The sequence below is a fragment of the Ruminococcus sp. genome (assembly GCF_016287535.1).
Lineage (GTDB): Bacteria > Bacillota > Clostridia > Oscillospirales > Ruminococcaceae > Ruminococcus.
This window is the reverse complement of record NZ_JAEFAJ010000015.1, coordinates 47,592-63,455: the sequence shown is the minus strand read 5'-3', so window position 1 is coordinate 63,455 and position 15,864 is coordinate 47,592. Positions and strand designations below refer to the sequence as shown.

17 protein-coding genes are annotated in these 15,864 nt (G+C 46.4%); 3 read left to right on the top strand and 14 right to left on the bottom strand.

All coding sequences use genetic code 11. The annotated features are described in order from the left end of the window. Window positions 1–16: 16 nt before the first annotated feature. Window positions 17–763, bottom strand: a complete 747-nt coding sequence (locus tag QZZ36_RS07510) for a DUF2461 family protein (protein ID WP_295079330.1) — start codon at window positions 761–763, stop codon at window positions 17–19. A 374-nt stretch (window positions 764–1,137) separates the two neighbouring features. On the opposite strand from QZZ36_RS07510, the gene QZZ36_RS07505 reads away from it, so the two are divergent. Continuing rightward, on the top strand, window positions 1,138–1,494 hold the full coding sequence (locus tag QZZ36_RS07505; protein ID WP_295079326.1) for a hypothetical protein: 357 nt from the start codon (window positions 1,138–1,140) through the stop codon (window positions 1,492–1,494). A gap of 54 nt (window positions 1,495–1,548) precedes the next feature. Here QZZ36_RS07505 and QZZ36_RS07500 read toward each other — a convergent pair whose 3' ends face one another. The 3 genes from QZZ36_RS07500 to QZZ36_RS07490 form a co-directional block, all read right to left on the bottom strand. After that, window positions 1,549–2,844 carry a Sapep family Mn(2+)-dependent dipeptidase gene (locus tag QZZ36_RS07500; protein WP_295079318.1) on the bottom strand — a complete coding sequence of 432 codons (1,296 nt, stop codon included), beginning with the start codon at window positions 2,842–2,844 and terminating at the stop codon, window positions 1,549–1,551. A gap of 123 nt (window positions 2,845–2,967) precedes the next feature. Further along, complete coding sequence (gene ugpC, locus QZZ36_RS07495; RefSeq protein ID WP_295079315.1) at window positions 2,968–4,086, bottom strand: sn-glycerol-3-phosphate ABC transporter ATP-binding protein UgpC; 1,119 nt, start codon at window positions 4,084–4,086, stop codon at window positions 2,968–2,970. A 114-nt stretch (window positions 4,087–4,200) separates the two neighbouring features. Next, complete coding sequence (locus tag QZZ36_RS07490) at window positions 4,201–4,977, bottom strand: pseudouridine synthase (RefSeq protein ID WP_295079311.1); 777 nt, start codon at window positions 4,975–4,977, stop codon at window positions 4,201–4,203. An 81-nt stretch (window positions 4,978–5,058) separates the two neighbouring features. On the opposite strand from QZZ36_RS07490, the gene QZZ36_RS07485 reads away from it, so the two are divergent. Then, entirely contained in the window at window positions 5,059–5,463 is a 405-nt protein-coding gene (locus QZZ36_RS07485; protein ID WP_295079307.1) for a DUF4830 domain-containing protein, read from the top strand. A 1-nt stretch (window position 5,464) separates the two neighbouring features. On the opposite strand, the gene QZZ36_RS07480 is transcribed toward QZZ36_RS07485, so the two are convergent. From QZZ36_RS07480 to QZZ36_RS07470, 3 genes are read right to left on the bottom strand one after another with little or no spacing between them, the layout of a single operon-like run. Then, complete coding sequence (locus QZZ36_RS07480) at window positions 5,465–5,836, bottom strand: DUF4870 domain-containing protein (RefSeq protein WP_295079304.1); 372 nt, start codon at window positions 5,834–5,836, stop codon at window positions 5,465–5,467. A 3-nt stretch (window positions 5,837–5,839) separates the two neighbouring features. Continuing rightward, window positions 5,840–6,331: a transcriptional regulator NrdR gene (gene nrdR / locus QZZ36_RS07475; protein ID WP_295079301.1), complete on the bottom strand. Its 492-nt coding sequence runs from the start codon at window positions 6,329–6,331 to the stop codon at window positions 5,840–5,842. Then, a complete protein-coding gene (locus tag QZZ36_RS07470) occupies window positions 6,328–7,131 on the bottom strand; it encodes a sugar phosphate isomerase/epimerase (protein ID WP_295079298.1) in 804 nt (267 codons plus the stop codon). The genes nrdR and QZZ36_RS07470 overlap by 4 nt, the downstream gene beginning before the upstream one ends. 296 nt (window positions 7,132–7,427) lie before the next feature. Between QZZ36_RS07470 and QZZ36_RS07465 the strand changes: the two genes are divergently transcribed. Further along, entirely contained in the window at window positions 7,428–8,042 is a 615-nt protein-coding gene (locus QZZ36_RS07465) for a manganese efflux pump (protein WP_295079296.1), read from the top strand. Between the two features lies 1 nt (window position 8,043). Here QZZ36_RS07465 and QZZ36_RS07460 read toward each other — a convergent pair whose 3' ends face one another. The 7 genes from QZZ36_RS07460 to QZZ36_RS07430 all read right to left on the bottom strand — a co-directional run bounded on the left by QZZ36_RS07460 (window position 8,044) and on the right by QZZ36_RS07430 (window position 15,848). After that, a complete protein-coding gene (locus QZZ36_RS07460; protein WP_295079293.1) occupies window positions 8,044–8,778 on the bottom strand; it encodes a metallophosphoesterase in 735 nt (244 codons plus the stop codon). A 198-nt stretch (window positions 8,779–8,976) separates the two neighbouring features. After that, a complete protein-coding gene (gene gyrA / locus QZZ36_RS07455; protein WP_295079291.1) occupies window positions 8,977–11,607 on the bottom strand; it encodes a DNA gyrase subunit A in 2,631 nt (876 codons plus the stop codon). A 38-nt stretch (window positions 11,608–11,645) separates the two neighbouring features. Further along, on the bottom strand, window positions 11,646–12,218 hold the full coding sequence (locus QZZ36_RS07450; protein ID WP_295079288.1) for a YcxB family protein: 573 nt from the start codon (window positions 12,216–12,218) through the stop codon (window positions 11,646–11,648). Between the two features lie 11 nt (window positions 12,219–12,229). Beyond that, on the bottom strand, window positions 12,230–14,161 hold the full coding sequence (gyrB, locus tag QZZ36_RS07445; protein ID WP_295079285.1) for a DNA topoisomerase (ATP-hydrolyzing) subunit B: 1,932 nt from the start codon (window positions 14,159–14,161) through the stop codon (window positions 12,230–12,232). Between the two features lie 94 nt (window positions 14,162–14,255). Next, a complete protein-coding gene (remB, locus tag QZZ36_RS07440) occupies window positions 14,256–14,516 on the bottom strand; it encodes an extracellular matrix regulator RemB (RefSeq protein ID WP_295079282.1) in 261 nt (86 codons plus the stop codon). Further along, window positions 14,494–15,642, bottom strand: a complete 1,149-nt coding sequence (gene recF / locus QZZ36_RS07435; protein WP_295079279.1) for a DNA replication and repair protein RecF — start codon at window positions 15,640–15,642, stop codon at window positions 14,494–14,496. The genes remB and recF overlap by 23 nt, the downstream gene beginning before the upstream one ends. Then, a complete protein-coding gene (locus QZZ36_RS07430) occupies window positions 15,639–15,848 on the bottom strand; it encodes an RNA-binding S4 domain-containing protein (protein WP_295079276.1) in 210 nt (69 codons plus the stop codon). Before QZZ36_RS07430 ends, recF begins: the two co-directional genes overlap by 4 nt. Between the last annotated feature and the right edge of the window lie 16 nt (window positions 15,849–15,864).

The following is a 15,864-nucleotide window of genomic DNA, read 5'->3' as shown; positions in this document are numbered from 1 at the left end:
AGACTGGCTCAGCCTGCTACCACATAAATTCAACATCGGGAGCTTTTACCATACGGATCTCTGACCCGGGCTCTGACTGAAGCTTGTCCTCTTTTTCGATAGCCTTTGCAAGCTCCTCAATTTCAACAATTTCGTGAAAATAATCATTTACTGGCTGGAGAGCCTTGAATACTTCAGCAGCATGCTCCGCTATTTTCCGGGAAAAAAGCTCCTCAGAGCCGCTGACCTTTGTATAAATGCTCAGTCCCTTTTTCACGAAATATTTCTCCAGCCCGGGAACGGGACAAGACTTTTTCCGCTTGTACTCGTCGCCGCCCAGCGTAAGCCCGTACTTTTCAACAAATTCATCGACCATGTTGAGAAACGGCTCCGGTTCTTCGAGAAGTCCGCTGCGGAAACGCTCCATTACAGCGGCTTCAGGCTTTGAGATACGGAAACCGAACTCTGCTCCCTCAGGGGAAAGCTCGAAATACAGGGTAGGAGTTTTATTCCAGTACCATGCGTCATATCGGACGTATATCCACATGGTATCCCGATAGTGAAGATATGGCGCGAAATTCTCGTCACGGTATATTCTGCCCACCTTGTACATCATTCCGTCGATACGTGAAAACGGCTCGAAAAGCTCCTCGCCGAGAGCCTTCATCGGCTCAAATATCTTCTGAGTATATACCGCCTTTCGCGGCTCAAACCAGTCCTTATTATTGTTATGCCTTATACCGAGGAGAAACTCCAGCGCCTCCTGCGAAAAACCTTCAAACATCTTATTCTCCTGTTATTGCATGGACGATCTTTGATCGTCCAAAAAGTATCTTATTGATCACTAAAAAATTATATCACAGTTTCCGTCATTATTCAAGGAGTAATATCTTATTTCCGCAATTTTACAGCAATATAGTTCTAATTATATTTCACAATGGGGTGAAATAACTTTCAACATTGTGTTGAAATGGCTGTGGATTCATATGTTCGATTGTTGATAACTATGTTGAAAAGGTGGAAAACAACGCAGAATACACTTTTTGGAAGTAGGTAAAAGTTGAAAACCCTGTGGATAAACGGGGAAAATAAGTAAACAATAAAAATATGTTGTGGAAAGAGACTCCACAACAATTTATCGTAAAGGATAGGATTTGTATGAAAAAGCTTTTAGCAATATGCTCCATATTTTTTACAGTCTGTGCAGCGCTCACAAGCTGCGGAAATAACAACGACGGCCACTATACCGACGACGGGACAGGCATAGTCACAGAGCACAGCACGACCGCTAAAAAGTACGAAAGCACCACGGACAGACGTGATAATTCCGCTAAGGACCGTCTGGACGACGCTGCCGACGGTGCAGGCGACGCCGGCAAGGACATCGTAAGCGGTGTCGGTGACGCCGGAAAAGACCTCATTGACGGAGCTCAGGACGCTGTTGACGACGTTATCGACGGACTCGACGGCGAAAAGGAAACAGATACAACGACAACAACAAGCAAAGACAGATAACTAAAGGCGGACTTTATGTCCGCCTTTTCAACATTTAATTATGAATTGTTGAAATTATGAGCACAGCTCAGCCATAGCCTCTGCCATTATCTCCGCATTCTTTATAAGCTCCCTGACAGTAATAAACTCGTCAGGACAGTGCATATTGTAGTTCTTTCCGGGAAATTCCGCTCCGAAGGCAACTCCGCCCTCTATCTCGTGTACATAAGTGCCGCCGCCGATAGCGATACAGCGTCCCTTATCACCGGTGACCTTCTCATAAACGCGCAGAAGAGTCTGTACAAATACGCTGTTTTCATCGGTGCAGTGAGGCTCTACTCCCTCGCAGGAGTCTATATCGAAGCCTGCTTCACGGAGTTTTCCGCAGATAATATCACTTATCTCTGCCTTTGTGCGGTCAAGCGGAAAGCGAATATCCACACCGCCGTGAAGTCTGCCGTCTTCAGTGTACAGAAGCGACAGTACACAGGTCATATCTCCCGAAATTTCGTCGCGGAAGCCAAGTCCACAACTCTTTCCGCTGAATTCTCCGTGTGGGAAGAGCTCCTTCAGCTTCATAAGCAGCGGCAGCCCGTAATTATTGAAATGCAGGAACTTTGTTATGGCATTTTCTCCCTTTTCCGGAGTTGAAGCGTGTGCGGACGTTCCGTGCATACCTCCGTAATTCATGGAAACATTGCCGTTTTCATAAAGTCTTATATCGTGGGTACACTCCTGCGGAACAGCGTTTATCACTTCACCGCCCTTGATAAAACCATTATTGAACTCAGCTGAGAAATAGACTCTCAGCATACCCTTTTCCGCATTTATCAGCGGATATTCGCCGTCTGGAGTGAACACCGCAGGCGGCAGCTCATGCTTTTTGCGGTAGTATGCAAGGTCTGCCGAGCCATTCTCCTCGTTGGTGCCGAATATAAGGCGTATGCCCTTTTTCAGCGGTATACCCAGCTCCTTAACTGCTCTTGCGGCAAAGAGGGCTGCAACAGCCGGTCCCTTGTCGTCGATAGCTCCACGACCTACAAGTTTATCGGTATCAGGCTCGTACCGCAGCGTATACGGATCGCTTGTCCAGCCCGAACCGACAGGAACTACATCAAGATGAGTAAGCACGGCAAGTCCGGGAGCAAGTCCGTTTATATCCGCTGAACCTGCGTAATTATCAGTATTTTCAATGATAAATCCGAACTCCTCACACTTTTTCAGCATGATCTCCAGTGCTTTTGCGGGCTCTCTTCCGAATGGAAAGCCGTCTTCAGCCTCGCCCTGCACACTGGGTACTGCCACAAGCTCCGCAAGAAAGTCTGTCATTTCCTGCTTATGGGCGTTCAGATATTCTCTAATTTCCGACATTTTAACCTCCTGTATTATACCAAAACAAAAAACCGCAGTACTTCTACTGCGGTAATTTGCGCGTACACAGCGTCTCACGACGCTATGTACCAAGAAAGAAAGGATAAATATGAAAAGAATTAATCAGTTGACAATTGCCTTCTCAGTTTCCTTATCGAAGATGTGGATTCTGTTAGGATCGATAGCTACCTTGATATCGTCTCCTGACTTAGCTGTAGACCTTGGGCTTACTCTTGCTGTAAGCGGAACTCCCTCACAAACGAGGTAGAGGTAAGTCTCAGCACCCATCATTTCGGTAATTTCTACATTTGCGTCGATAACGCCTGTAGAAGCATTTGAGAGGTACATTTCTTCGTCGTGGATAGACTCCGGACGAACGCCGAGAGTGATCTCCTTGCCAACGTATTCATTAAGGTTCTCATTTACCTTTGACTCAGGAACGATGATCTGATACTTTGTATTCTTACCGAATTCAACGATATACTGACCATACTCTTCCTTGAGTGTAGCGTCGATGAAGTTCATCTGAGGTGATCCGAGGAAGCCTGCAACGAACTTGTTTATAGGATTCTCATAGAGGTTCTGAGGTGTATCGATCTGCTGAACGAAACCGTCCTTCATACATACGATTCTGTCACCCATTGTCATAGCCTCTGTCTGGTCATGAGTTACATAGATAAATGTTGTACCGAGCTTCTTGTGGATCTTGGCGATCTCGGTTCTCATCTGAGCACGGAGCTTCGCGTCGAGGTTTGAGAGAGGCTCGTCGAGAAGGAATACCTTAGGTGAACGAACGATAGCACGACCGAGAGCAACTCTCTGTCTCTGACCACCGGACATTGCCTTAGGCTTTCTGTCGAGAAGGTGTGTAAGGTCGAGGATCTTTGCAGCCTCGTTAACCTTTCTCTCTATTTCAGGCTTCGGAACCTTGCGGAGCTTGAGTCCGAATGCCATATTGTCGAAAACTGTCATGTGAGGGTAAAGAGCGTAGTTCTGGAAAACCATTGCGATATCTCTGTCCTTGGGAGCGATATCATTTACGAGCTTATCGCCTATATAAAGCTCACCTTCAGAGATTTCCTCAAGACCTGCGATCATACGAAGAGTTGTTGACTTACCGCAGCCGGAAGGTCCAACGAGAACGATGAACTCCTTATCTCTTATCTCTAAGTTAACATCCGATACAGCTACCACACCGCCCGGATATTTCTTATAAATGTTCTTAAGTACTAAGCCTGCCATGTTTAATCCATTCCTCCAGTAAAAATTTTATGCCGATATATTTTTTTCCAGTATCAGCTATGATAATATCATAACACATTCTTAATAATTTTGCAAGTTGCTAAATTGCCAAAGTTACATAAATTTGTTTATTAGAAATGCCGAATAAAATGCCGAATATTTGGCAAAAAAGAGGTCGAAATCATGCTCTTTAAACATATCATTCGGCAATATCTCCATACTCTCTCCTATCCCCAGTTTTTCGGGCAAAACAAGGGATCCGACCGAAATCCGCATAAGGAGCTCCACATGATTTCCCACGGCTGCGAACATTCTTTTAACTTGATGATATTTTCCTTCACAAAGTTCAACAAATGCGAGTTTATCGCTGTTTTCCGACGGTCTGACCTTAGCGGGCAGACAAGTCTCACCGTCAGACAATGTTAAACCTTCTGAAAATTTGTTAATATAATTATTTTCAAATTTTCTGCCAAGTTGCACAATATAGGTCTTTGGGATATGATGCTTTGGAGAAAGCATTCTGTGCGCCAGCTCTCCGTCATCTGTGAGCACCAGTGCTCCTATACTGTCCTTATCGAGCCTTCCCGCGGGAAAAAGTCCTTTTTTACGCATTTCCGGCGGTATCAGCTTCAGAACCGTCTCGCCGTCCTTATCGTCGGTGGAGCATACATACCCCTGCGGTTTATTGAGGAGTATATAGCTGTAGCGCTGAGACTTTATCTCCTGACCGCATACCGCAACCACAGCCGTATCCGGATCTATCTTGTCATCGGGGCGCTTCACGGTCATGCCGTCAACGGTTATTTTCCCCTTTGCGGCAAGCTCCTTTATCCGGCTTCGTGAATATTCCGTTCTTTCAGAGATGAATTTATCAAGTCTGATCTGTGCCATTGTATTTTCCTCCGGCATATTTTATATCATGTTCTGAATAAGATATATCGTCCGCATCATCTTCTCAAGGAGCTGTAATATATGAAAAAGACCGCATTGATGATACTTTCGGCAGCTGCTTTCGCGCTTGCAGCCTGCAGCAGAAAGAGCGACCCTCCCGCCATTGTGGCAGCAGGGGACGTCTCTGCACGTATCGGATACTTTGCCTCTCATGGCTGGGAGGTGGAAGAGATATCCGAAAAAGCCGTGACTATACCTGCGGAATTCTCCGACGCTTATGAAGAATACGCTCTGATACAGGACAGACAGGGACTGCCCCTGCGCGGATACGCAGGCAGGAATGCCCGTCTGTTCGTATATGAAGTAAAAAATTACAGCCCTGAAAGCAGAAAAATGCTTGCAGAGCTGCTTGTATGTGACGATACTGCCGTTGCCTCGGCAGTGTACAGCGAGGACGGCGTAAGTCTGATACTGCCTGTAAGCTGAATCAGAATACGTTTATCTTGTCTCCCACAACAGGAAATCTGTAAGCCTTTTCCTTTACCGCACCGAAAATATAGCTTACCCATATAGCGATGATAGCAAGCCATATAGCTATCTTCAGTATTACACCGAGAACAGGTATAGCTCCTATTATCTTGCCGACAACTGCAAGCACACAGAATATTATGAACCATGTGAGAGCCTGATTTGAATGAAACTTGCAGTAGGCCGAATCCTTGTCATTTAAGAACGGCAGAAAGAAGAGACAGGGCATTATGTATGCAAACTTTGCAAAAAGCTTGTTCTTCTCCGGTTCATTGGGATTAAAAGAATTCTGTGCATTGATGTCATTGAATGCTTCAAGGAAATTTTCCATTTTTCATTCCTCCGTTTTATTAATTACGGAAACATCTTCCGTATCATTATCTTTCCTGTCAAATTCGCTTATAGCGGCAACGAAGCTGTCTATATCCGTAAAGTCTTTATATACCGAAGCAAATCTGATATAGGATATGGGGTCTATATCTCTCAGTCTGTCAAGCACAAGCTCACCTATCTCGGTAGATCTCGCTGTCGTCCTGAGGGCGTTTGCGTAATAATTCTCGACATAATTGGCTATTTCAGTGACCTTTTCAGCAGAAACAGGTCTCTTTTTTATTGCCGAGACTATGCCGTTTATCAGTTTGGTCTTATCGAACAGCTGAACGCTGCCGTCTCTTTTTTCCACCATGAGGATAGGCGTTTCAACAGCCTCATAGGTAGTGAATCTTTCTCCGCATCTCACACATTCGCGGCGGCGCTTTGTCTTGTCATCGACAGGACGTGAATCTATTACCTTTAAATCTTCAAATCCGCAGTATGGACATTTCATCGTTTATGCTCCCTGCCGTAAGGCTCAGTCATGCGTGTAAGTATATTATAGCTTGATATGAGATCGCTTATACCCTTGAATCCGCTTCTGTAAAGTTCGAGAACAACGCTGCATTCCGGATTATATACCGCAAGCTTTTCAAAGAACTGCTTAAAATTGAACCTGCCCCTGCCGATGAGAAGGCAGTCGCCCATCTCTCCGGAATCGCTTATATGAACGTGTGCGATCTTGTCGCCGACAACGTCGAGAAAGCTTACCGGATTTTCATTTGAGCGCAGCGCCTGCTTTGTATCGAGCACAAATGCGAACTCGCTGCCGAGCATATTCTTTATCTCCTTTATGAACGCAGAGGAGCCGCTTTTACAGCGTGAGACATTCTCCACGGCAACAGTCACACCGAATTCCTTTCCCAGTCTGTAAAGCCTTGAATAGCGTTCGCAGTAAAGCTCCGCGGTACAGAGTGAGGACGGTTTTCCGCCGTGAAAGACGAATATATCAGCTCCCACGATATTCATAAATCGAAAATACAGTTTATAGTATTCAAGCATATCATTTATCCTGCGCTCGTACTCCGAAAAGAACATCTGCGGTTCGATCTCGCAGGTGAAGGGGTGTACAGACGGGCACTTCACATCGAATCTTTTCAGCAGATTCGCCATGCCGTGAGCGAAGCTCTTTTTCAGCTCGGAATGAGTATTTATAAAGAGCTCAACGCAGGAAACGCCGTTTAGCGCAAGGTCATAGAGGGCTTCCTCAATTGGTTTAGGGTACAGGCAAGCTGTAGAAACACCTGCTATCAAAAATAATCCTCCTCGCGCTTTAACAATATATTTTTATTATAATCAGATTTTTCCCGAATGTCAATAATCAAATCAAAATTTAGCTTTGCTAAATTTTGATTGAGTTGAGAATTGAGAGTGGAGAGTTAAGAGTTAATGAGTTCGCTGCGCTCATATTATTTAAATTATATCGCCGCAGGCGATACACCACAACTCTCAATTCTCAACTCTAAACTAAATCATAATTTTGCTCCGCAAAATTATGATTTATGTCAAGAGCGCAGTGTAATGAATATAATAATGCGGAGGTGTGTATTTTGCTCAGAGAATTCTTTATTGCTTTCATAATAAGCATAGACATATATCTTGCGGCAGCTGCCTGCTGCAACAGCGGTATCAGGATACCCCTGAGCTCCGCTTTTATTATCGACATTTTCTCAACAGCTGTTATGTTTGCTTCACTCAGTCTTTCCGACCTGATATCAGGCTATATCACGTCCGGCACCTGCCACAGAATAGGTACTGCCGTACTTATCGCCCTCGGTGCTGTTAACATTACAAAAAGCATAGTCAGGAACTTTATCAGGCGCATATCCGACAGGGGCGGCTTTTCTGTAAAAATGGGCGGAGCTTCAATACTTGTAAGGCTTTACCTTGACGATACCGCCGCAGATATGGACAGCTCAAAGGTACTGTCCGCAGGCGAAGCCGCCGTACTTGCCGTTGCAGGCTCTCTTGACGCGGCAGCGTCCGGGCTCGGCTGCGGCTGCACCGACATATCAGCTCCCATAGCCTCTGTTTTTACATTTATATGCGGAGCCGCAGCGCTTATGCTCGGTTCCCTGACAGGCAGAAAAATATCCTCCCTGCGCCATGATCTCTCATGGGCGGGAGGACTGCTTCTTATACTGTTTGCCGTATTCTCGGCTTAGCTCATATCTCGTACACGACTATCTCCGGAGGATCAAAAAGCCTCAGCTTTCCGAGACCTGCCGACACCAGCAGCTTTTTGCCGCCGAAGTCGTATACTCCCTTTGCGTATTTCGGGAAAAATCTTCTTTCAGGAGAGAGCAGCGCCTTTCTGAAAAACCTTACCGAACCACCGTGAACATGACCGCTGAAGGTATATTTTGCGCCCCATTTCGCATATTCCTCTCCGAAGAAAGGATTATGCGCTATAAGCAGGACCTCGCCCTCAGGACATGGTCCGAGAAGCCTGTCGATATCCTTTTTTTCAATGACATCAAGTCCGCGGTAGCCGCCGTTTTTCTTGTAAACACCGTAATCCTCAAGAAGTCCGTATATCTTCAGGGTCCTTCCTTTCACGACAAGCTCAGCACAGCCGTTTTTAAGAAGTATCTGACGGTTTCTCAGAAGCATTTTTTTGAATATCCTCTTGTTTTCCTTGTGGATACTCTGTTCATGATTGCCGTATATCATATACACGGGAGCTGTCTCACAAAGTCCTCTGAGGACAGCTTCCGCTGATGAAAAATCAGTTTCGCTCCTTGTGATGAGATCACCGCTGAGTATAATGATATCCGGTTTTTCAGCCCTGACTTTCTTTATCAGACGGACATTGTCCGTGCCGAATCTCCTTTTGTGAAGGTCAGAGACATGAACTACCTTTATGCCGCTGCCAAGCTTTTCACGTCTTACAGTCAGCATAAAGAAGTTCTCAAAGATAAAATAAAGTACGAGAAGTATTAAAATAATAATAGCGATATATAACATTTTCATTTACCTTATGCGATAATAACGAGAGATTATTCGGGTATAATTTTTGTGGTTATGGCGTTCGCAATGGCTGGCAATTACGCAAATGCCCGGCTACTAACGACCACCTAAATTTTATTTACCCAATTATTATTCCTCGCTGTCATCGTCCTCAGGGTCTGCTTCTATAACTACTTCGTTCTGCTCTTCAAGCGCAGCCTCTTCCTCAGCAGCCTTCATCTGCTCTTCCGTGAGCTGCTCAACCTTTTCGGTCTCGGCGTTGTCGTCGTGCTCCGCACGGGTAAAGGCAACTACATTTGCGCCCTCGTTCACTCTCATGACACGGACGCCCTTTGCGATACGTCCCATGATACGGATATCGCTCGCGAGTATCCTTATGATGATACCGTCGCTTGATACGAGGATTATATCATCCTCTTCATCGACTATCTTTATGCCGCAGACGTGTCCGCGGACATCATCCACCTTGTAGTTTGTGAGACCGTAGCCGCCGCGGTTCTGTATGCGGTAGCTGTCAAGGTCGGTCTTCTTGCCGTAGCCGTTTTCGGTAACTGTGAGAAGTGAAGCTCCCTCACGCACTCTTGCCATGCTTACAACATAGTCTCCGTCGCGGAGCTTTATAGCCCTTACGCCGTGAGCCGAACGTGAAAGTGCTCTTATCTTGTCTTCCTCAAGGCGGATAGCCATACCGTTCCTTGTTGCGACAAAGAGCTGAGCGCTGCCGTCCGTCATGCGGACGCCCTCTATCTCATCGCCCTCGTCAAGACCTATAGCGATAAGACCGTTTTTGCGGACGTTTTTGTAAAGTGAGAGGTTAGTCCTCTTTATCTTGCCGTTCTTTGTGACCATAGTGATGAACTTGTCATCGCCGAAATCAGTGGTCTTTATCATTGCAGCTATCTTCTCATTCTCGGTGAGAGGCAGCAGATTTATGAGATTGAAGCCTCTCGAAGCCTTTGAGCCGTCCGGGACTTCATAGCATTTCAGCTTGTACATGATACCCTTGTTGGATATGAACAGGATATTGTCGTGAGAGCCGCAGATGAACATTTCCTCCACGAAATCCTCTTCACGCTGCTTCATACCTGTGATGCCGCGTCCGCCGCGGTGCTGCGTCTTGTACTCTGTAAGCGGCATACGCTTGATGTAGCCATTGTTGGTGAGAGTTACCACGCAGTCCTCCTCCGGGATAAGATCCTCTATATCCACCTCGCCGCTGACATTTTCGATATCTGTGCGACGCTTGTCGCTGAACTTTTTGCGGATAGTGTTGAGATCTTCGAGTATTATAGCGTAAACCCTGTTTACATCTGCGAGTATATCCTCATAGTCGGATATCTTTGTGAGAAGTCCGTAGAGTTCATCGGTTATCTTCTGTCTTTCGAGACCTGTCAGCTGTCCGAGACGCATCTGAACGATAGCCTCAGCCTGTTCCTGTGAAAGACCTGTCTGAGCCTCGATGTGAAGTCCTGTCAGGTCATACTGTGCGCGGTCAAGGAGAGCTGACATATCAACGTCCTTGAAGCGCTCAATCATGCGCTCCTTTGCTTCCTGAACAGTAGCGCTGGAACGGATGATGTTTATAACCTCGTCGATATGGTCTGCCGCAAGCACGAAGCCCTGTAAAATATGAGCTCTTTCGAGAGCCTTGCGGAGATCGTAGCGTGTCCTTCTCTGTATAACATCTACCTGGAAGTCAAGGTAGTGCTGGAGCATCTGCTTCAGTGTGAGTATCTTTGGCTCGTTGTTTACGAGAGCCAGCATGATGATACCTACAGTGTCCTGAAGCTGTGTCAGTGCAAAGAGCTTATTGAGAACGATATTCGGTACAGCATCCTTTTTCAGCTCGATAACCACTCTCATACCGTCCTTGTCGGACTCGTCGCGGAGGTCGTAAAGTCCCTCTATGCGCTTGTCTCTTGCAAGCTGGTTGATACTTTTGAGAAGCCTCTCCTTGCGGAGCATATAGGGTATCTCGTCAATGATGATACAGTTTCTGCCCTTTATCTCCTCAAAGTGTGTACGGCTGCGGAGGGTTATCTTGCCCTTTCCGGTGGCATAGGCTGCGCGGATACCTGCTCTTCCCATGATTATGCCGCCTGTCGGGAAATCAGGTCCCTGAATGTGCTCCATGAGCTGTTCAAGGGTGCAGTCGGGGTCATCTATGAGGAGCTGCAAAGCATCTATTACCTCTCCGAGATTATGGGGAGGTATATTGGTTGCCATACCTACAGCGATACCGACGGAACCGTTTACAAGCAGGTTCGGGAATCTCGAAGGAAGCACGGCAGGCTCTTTGAGACGGTCATCGTAGTTTGATACGAAATCAACAGTCTCCTTGTTGATATCAGTGAGCATATCAAGGGTGAGCTTTGCCATCTTAGCCTCGGTATAACGGTAAGCCGCAGGTCCGTCACCGTCGATGGAGCCGAAGTTTCCGTGACCGTCAACAAGAGGATATCTCATTGAGAAGTCCTGCGCAAGTCTTACGAGAGCGTCATATACCGAAGCGTCGCCGTGAGGATGATAACGTCCCAGAACAGCGCCTACGGTATCGGCACATTTTCGGTACGGCTTCTCCGGAGTAAGTCCGTTTTCATGGAGCGTATACAGTATTCTTCTGTGTACGGGCTTCAGACCGTCTCTTACGTCGGGGAGCGCTCTGGAAACAATTACCGACATGGCATAATTGAGCATGGAATTTTCCATCTCATCGACAAGTTCGGTATTTATTACCTTTGAGTTGTCTGTGTAAAGCATTTTTTCCTCCTGAGAGAATTTATTTTAATTCGTGATCGTCACTTTTTTATTTCTCTGACCGTTTTCAGTTCTTCTTCCGAAAATCCATCTTTAGGAAGTATGTACAGCATTTCCTTTCCCGGCATCAGCAGGAAAAAGCTGCTGTATTCAAGTAGCTGAAAGTTCTCGTTTATTTCAAGTCTCGTCTTTTCCGGAAGAGGATCCGCATCAAGCGCGTTTTCCTTTTCCTCCTCCGTAAGATCTCCAAGATCGTCAGAGACCGTGGATATATCCACGAATTTATCCGCTATGCCTATCCTGTAGACAGGCTCTCCGAGAGTCCTTACCGACTCCGTGATATTACGTCTTCTTTTACGCGGATTATACCATTCGCGCATCGCAAGAGCGCAGGCTGCCATAAAAGCAAGGTAGGTGAAATATTTCTTATTATCTGTTGCGTCGTTCATAACAGTTGCTCCGAATATTAAAACAGCGACTGCAATGACCGCGAATAATGCCGTGAATATACGGCTTTTCGGGTATACGAATTTTTTCTGGAATTCAAGGTAAGCCTCGCTGAAAAGCTTCGCGGGCACCTTGTATTCCTTTTCGAGCCTGTAATTTTCTTCCATGTTTTCAGCCTTTATATATCGAGATCCTGTGCGAATTTAGCATTTTTCTCTATGAAAAGACGTCTCGGCTCGACCTTGTCGCCCATGAGTATGCTGAATGTCTCGTCAGCCTTTAGAGCGTCCTCCATGCCTATCCTTACGATAGTGCGGTGTTCTGGGTCCATAGTGGTCTCCCACAGCTGTTCGGGGTCCATCTCACCAAGACCTTTGTAACGCTGCACTTCAACGTCCTTGTACTTTCCGTCCTCGGAAAGCTCTGCGATATACTTATCCCTTTCCTCGTCGGAGAAGGCGTAGTATATCTTCTTTTTGCGCTCTACTCTGAACAGAGGAGGCTGCGCTATATATACGTTTCCGTTGGTTATGAGAGGTCTCATGTAACGGAAGAAGAATGTCAGCAGGAGAGTTCTGATGTGCATACCGTCAACATCGGCATCAGCCATGATGATTACTTTTCCGTAGCGGAGCTTTTCTATGTCGAAGTCCTCGCCGATACCGGTTCCGAGTGCGGTAACTACCGGTTCAAGCTTGTCGTTGCCGTATATCTTGTCTATACGAGCCTTTTCGACGTTGAGCATCTTGCCCCAGAGAGCAAGTATAGCCTGATAGCGCCTGTCTCGTCCCTGTTTTGCAGAGCCGCCCGCAGAATCTCCCTCGACGATGTATATCTCGGTGTAGCGGTTGTCGCGCTCGGAGCAGTCCGCAAGCTTTTCCGGCATTGAGGCGTTTCCGAAGGCGTTCTTCTTACGCTCCGCCTCTCTTGCACGCTTTGCGGCTTCACGGGCTTTCAGAGCTGACAGGCTCTTCTCGAAGATGAGATTTGCGGTCTCAGGATTTTCCTCCAGGAAGTTCATCAGCTTTTCCTGAACCATTTTCTCGATAAACGGACGTACCTCAGGATTGCCGAGACGTCCCTTTGTCTGACCCTCAAACTCACACTCCGTCAGCTTTACGGAGATTATAGCTGTAAGTCCCTCACGGACATCCTCGCCTTTAAGTTTATCCTTGGCGTCCTTTATCTTGCCCATCTTCATACCGTAGTCGTTTATGACCTTGGTGAGAGCGTTCTTGAAGCCGGTCTCGTGGGAGCCGCCGTCCTTTGTATGGATATTGTTTGCAAAGGAGAGGATTATCTCGTTGAAGCCGTCGTTGTACTGTAGAGCTATCTCAGCGAAGGAATCGCCCTGAGTTCCTGAGATATAGATAACGTCGCCGCTTATAGATTCAAGCTCTCTCGTCTTGTGGATATGCTCCACGAACTGACGTATACCACCCTCGTAGTGAAGAGTTTCACCTGTTATATTATCCTTGTCGCGCTTGTCTGAGAATATTATCTTTATGCCTGCGTTGAGGAAAGCCTGTTCACGAAGCCTTCTGAGAAGCACCTCGTAGCTGTATTCGGTAGTTTCAAATATCTCACCGTCAGCCTTGAACATAACGGAAGTACCGGTCTCTTTTGTATCACCTATAACTTTGAGCTCCTCGTCATAGTGACCGCGCCTGAACTTCTGGAAGTAAACGTGCTCGCCGTCCTTTACGGTAAGTTCCAGCCATTCTGACAGAGCGTTTACTACTGAAGCGCCGACGCCGTGGAGACCGCCTGATACCTTATATCCGCCGCCGCCGAATTTACCGCCTGCGTGGAGTATGGTATAAACTACAGTAGCCGCGGAGATACCCTCCTTAGGGTGTATACCTACGGGTATACCTCGTCCGTTATCGGAAACACGGATAACGTCGCCTTCAAGTATCTCTACAGTTATCTCGGTACAGAAACCCGCAAGAGCCTCGTCTATGGAGTTGTCAACTATTTCATAAACGAGGTGGTGAAGTCCGCCGGGACCTGTCGAACCGATGTACATACCGGGTCTTTTGCGGACCGCCTCCAGTCCTTCAAGGACCTGTATGTCGTTTTCATCGTAGTTGTTGTTCTGCTGACTCATGATTTACCTCCAATAATTTTGGTTGTATATGTCATTTACCCAGTTTGTGGGATTATTGTCGATATATGAACAAATTTCAAGGAATTTTTCATTATCAGAAACCGCCGCCTTCTTTAAGGCGTTTCCGCAGAGTTGCTGCCGACAGCTGTGAGATATAGACCTTCTCCCTGCCGTTTTTCATAGTTATTATAAAGCTTTTCGGCATTTCGTATGTTGTATATATGCAGTGGTGTTCCTTTTCAGCTCTTTCAAGCAGCTTTTTGGTACACTTTTCAACAGTTGTGTTCTCAATGTCGAAAACTCCAACCACATCTCTTGTATCAACCGAATAATTATTCCCTATGTGAAGATACATCTTCTTCCTCCTCCGCTATGCTCCCGCCGCTTATATGCAGGACCTTTCCCTTTATTTCGGGAAGAAGCGCATTTTCATTCGGAGTAGTTATAAATACCTGCATATCCTTTATAATATCAAACACGAACCTCTGACGGCTCTCGTCAAGCTCTCCCATAACATCGTCAAGAAATATTACTGGAGCGTCCTTTGACTTCTGCATATAAAGCTCAGCCTGTGCCAGCTTCATAACAAGAGCCGCACTCTTTATCTGTCCCTGTGAACCGTAGTCCTTGGCGCTGACGCCGTTTATCTTTATGAGTATCTCATCACGGTTGACACCCGCATGGGTGCTTCCCGTCCTGATATCATAATCGGCAGTTTCCGAAAGCTTTCTGTAGTACTGCTCATATGCCTCATCGCCGCATGGATTTTCAAAGTCGTCATGCCTGAAGACATTTGACTTGTATTCCAGCTCAAGCTCCTCTGTTCCTCCCGAAATAGTGCGGTAAAGTCTGCCGCATATCCCGTTGAACCTCTGTATATACTCATGGCGCATATAGGATATCACCGCGCCTTCCTTTGAAGCCTGTCTGTCCCATATCTCCAGTATGCTTTTGTCGGTATTTCCCTGCATTATGCCTTTGAGGAGAGCGTTTCGCTGATTCATGATGGCATTGTTCTTGTTAAGGTGCATCACAAAGACAGGGTTTAGCTGTGAAGCTGCCATGTCTATGAAATTACGCCTTTTTTCCGGAGAGCCCTTTATTATATCCACATCGTCCGGTATAAAAGCTATGCACTTGAAAACGTCAAAAAGTGCTCTCGTACCCTTCTGTTTTACGCCGTTAAGATGTATATTCTTCGGATTTGACGCACTTTTCGTCATTTCAAAGGATATCTTCTGTTCGCGGATACTGTCAAGGAGCTTTATTTTTGAGCCCATACGTTCACCGTCAAGGCATATATAGTCCTTTTCCTTTGAGCCGCGGAAGCTCCTGCAGCCGGAAAGTATCCACATCGCTTCAAGAAGATTGGTCTTTCCCTGCGCATTTGGTCCGACTATGATATTGTATTTCGGATCCGGTTCAAAGAAAATACCTTTCAGGTTCTTGAAGCCGTCTATGTCTGCACAGGTGATTATCACTCTACGGTTACCTCTTGTCCGCCGAGCTCGACCCTGTCTCCGGGACGTATCTTCTTGCCCCTCATAATGCAGACTTCTCCGTTTACAAGGACTTTTCCGTCCTGTATGAGCTGCTTTGCCTCTCCGCCCGAACCCACAAGCGAAGCAAACTTCAGAAGTGCGTCAAGCTTTATGAACTCGGTTGTGATCTTTATTCTATCAGCCATAATGACCAGCCTTTCG

Excerpts from the sequence above, each read along its gene's own strand:
- QZZ36_RS07510 (WP_295079330.1), bottom strand. The coding sequence starts at position 763 with ATGTTTGAAGGTTTTTCGCAGGAGGCGCTGGAGTTTCTCCTCGGTATA.
- QZZ36_RS07505 (WP_295079326.1), top strand. The coding sequence starts at position 1,138 with ATGAAAAAGCTTTTAGCAATATGCTCCATATTTTTTACAGTCTGTGCA.
- QZZ36_RS07500 (WP_295079318.1), bottom strand. The coding sequence starts at position 2,844 with ATGTCGGAAATTAGAGAATATCTGAACGCCCATAAGCAGGAAATGACA.
- ugpC (WP_295079315.1), bottom strand. The coding sequence starts at position 4,086 with ATGGCAGGCTTAGTACTTAAGAACATTTATAAGAAATATCCGGGCGGT.
- QZZ36_RS07490 (WP_295079311.1), bottom strand. The coding sequence starts at position 4,977 with ATGGCACAGATCAGACTTGATAAATTCATCTCTGAAAGAACGGAATAT.
- QZZ36_RS07485 (WP_295079307.1), top strand. The coding sequence starts at position 5,059 with ATGAAAAAGACCGCATTGATGATACTTTCGGCAGCTGCTTTCGCGCTT.
- QZZ36_RS07480 (WP_295079304.1), bottom strand. The coding sequence starts at position 5,836 with ATGGAAAATTTCCTTGAAGCATTCAATGACATCAATGCACAGAATTCT.
- nrdR (WP_295079301.1), bottom strand. The coding sequence starts at position 6,331 with ATGAAATGTCCATACTGCGGATTTGAAGATTTAAAGGTAATAGATTCA.
- QZZ36_RS07460 (WP_295079293.1), bottom strand. The coding sequence starts at position 8,778 with ATGCTGACTGTAAGACGTGAAAAGCTTGGCAGCGGCATAAAGGTAGTT.
- gyrA (WP_295079291.1), bottom strand. The coding sequence starts at position 11,607 with ATGCTTTACACAGACAACTCAAAGGTAATAAATACCGAACTTGTCGAT.
- QZZ36_RS07450 (WP_295079288.1), bottom strand. The coding sequence starts at position 12,218 with ATGGAAGAAAATTACAGGCTCGAAAAGGAATACAAGGTGCCCGCGAAG.
- gyrB (WP_295079285.1), bottom strand. The coding sequence starts at position 14,161 with ATGAGTCAGCAGAACAACAACTACGATGAAAACGACATACAGGTCCTT.
- remB (WP_295079282.1), bottom strand. The coding sequence starts at position 14,516 with ATGTATCTTCACATAGGGAATAATTATTCGGTTGATACAAGAGATGTG.
- QZZ36_RS07430 (WP_295079276.1), bottom strand. The coding sequence starts at position 15,848 with ATGGCTGATAGAATAAAGATCACAACCGAGTTCATAAAGCTTGACGCA.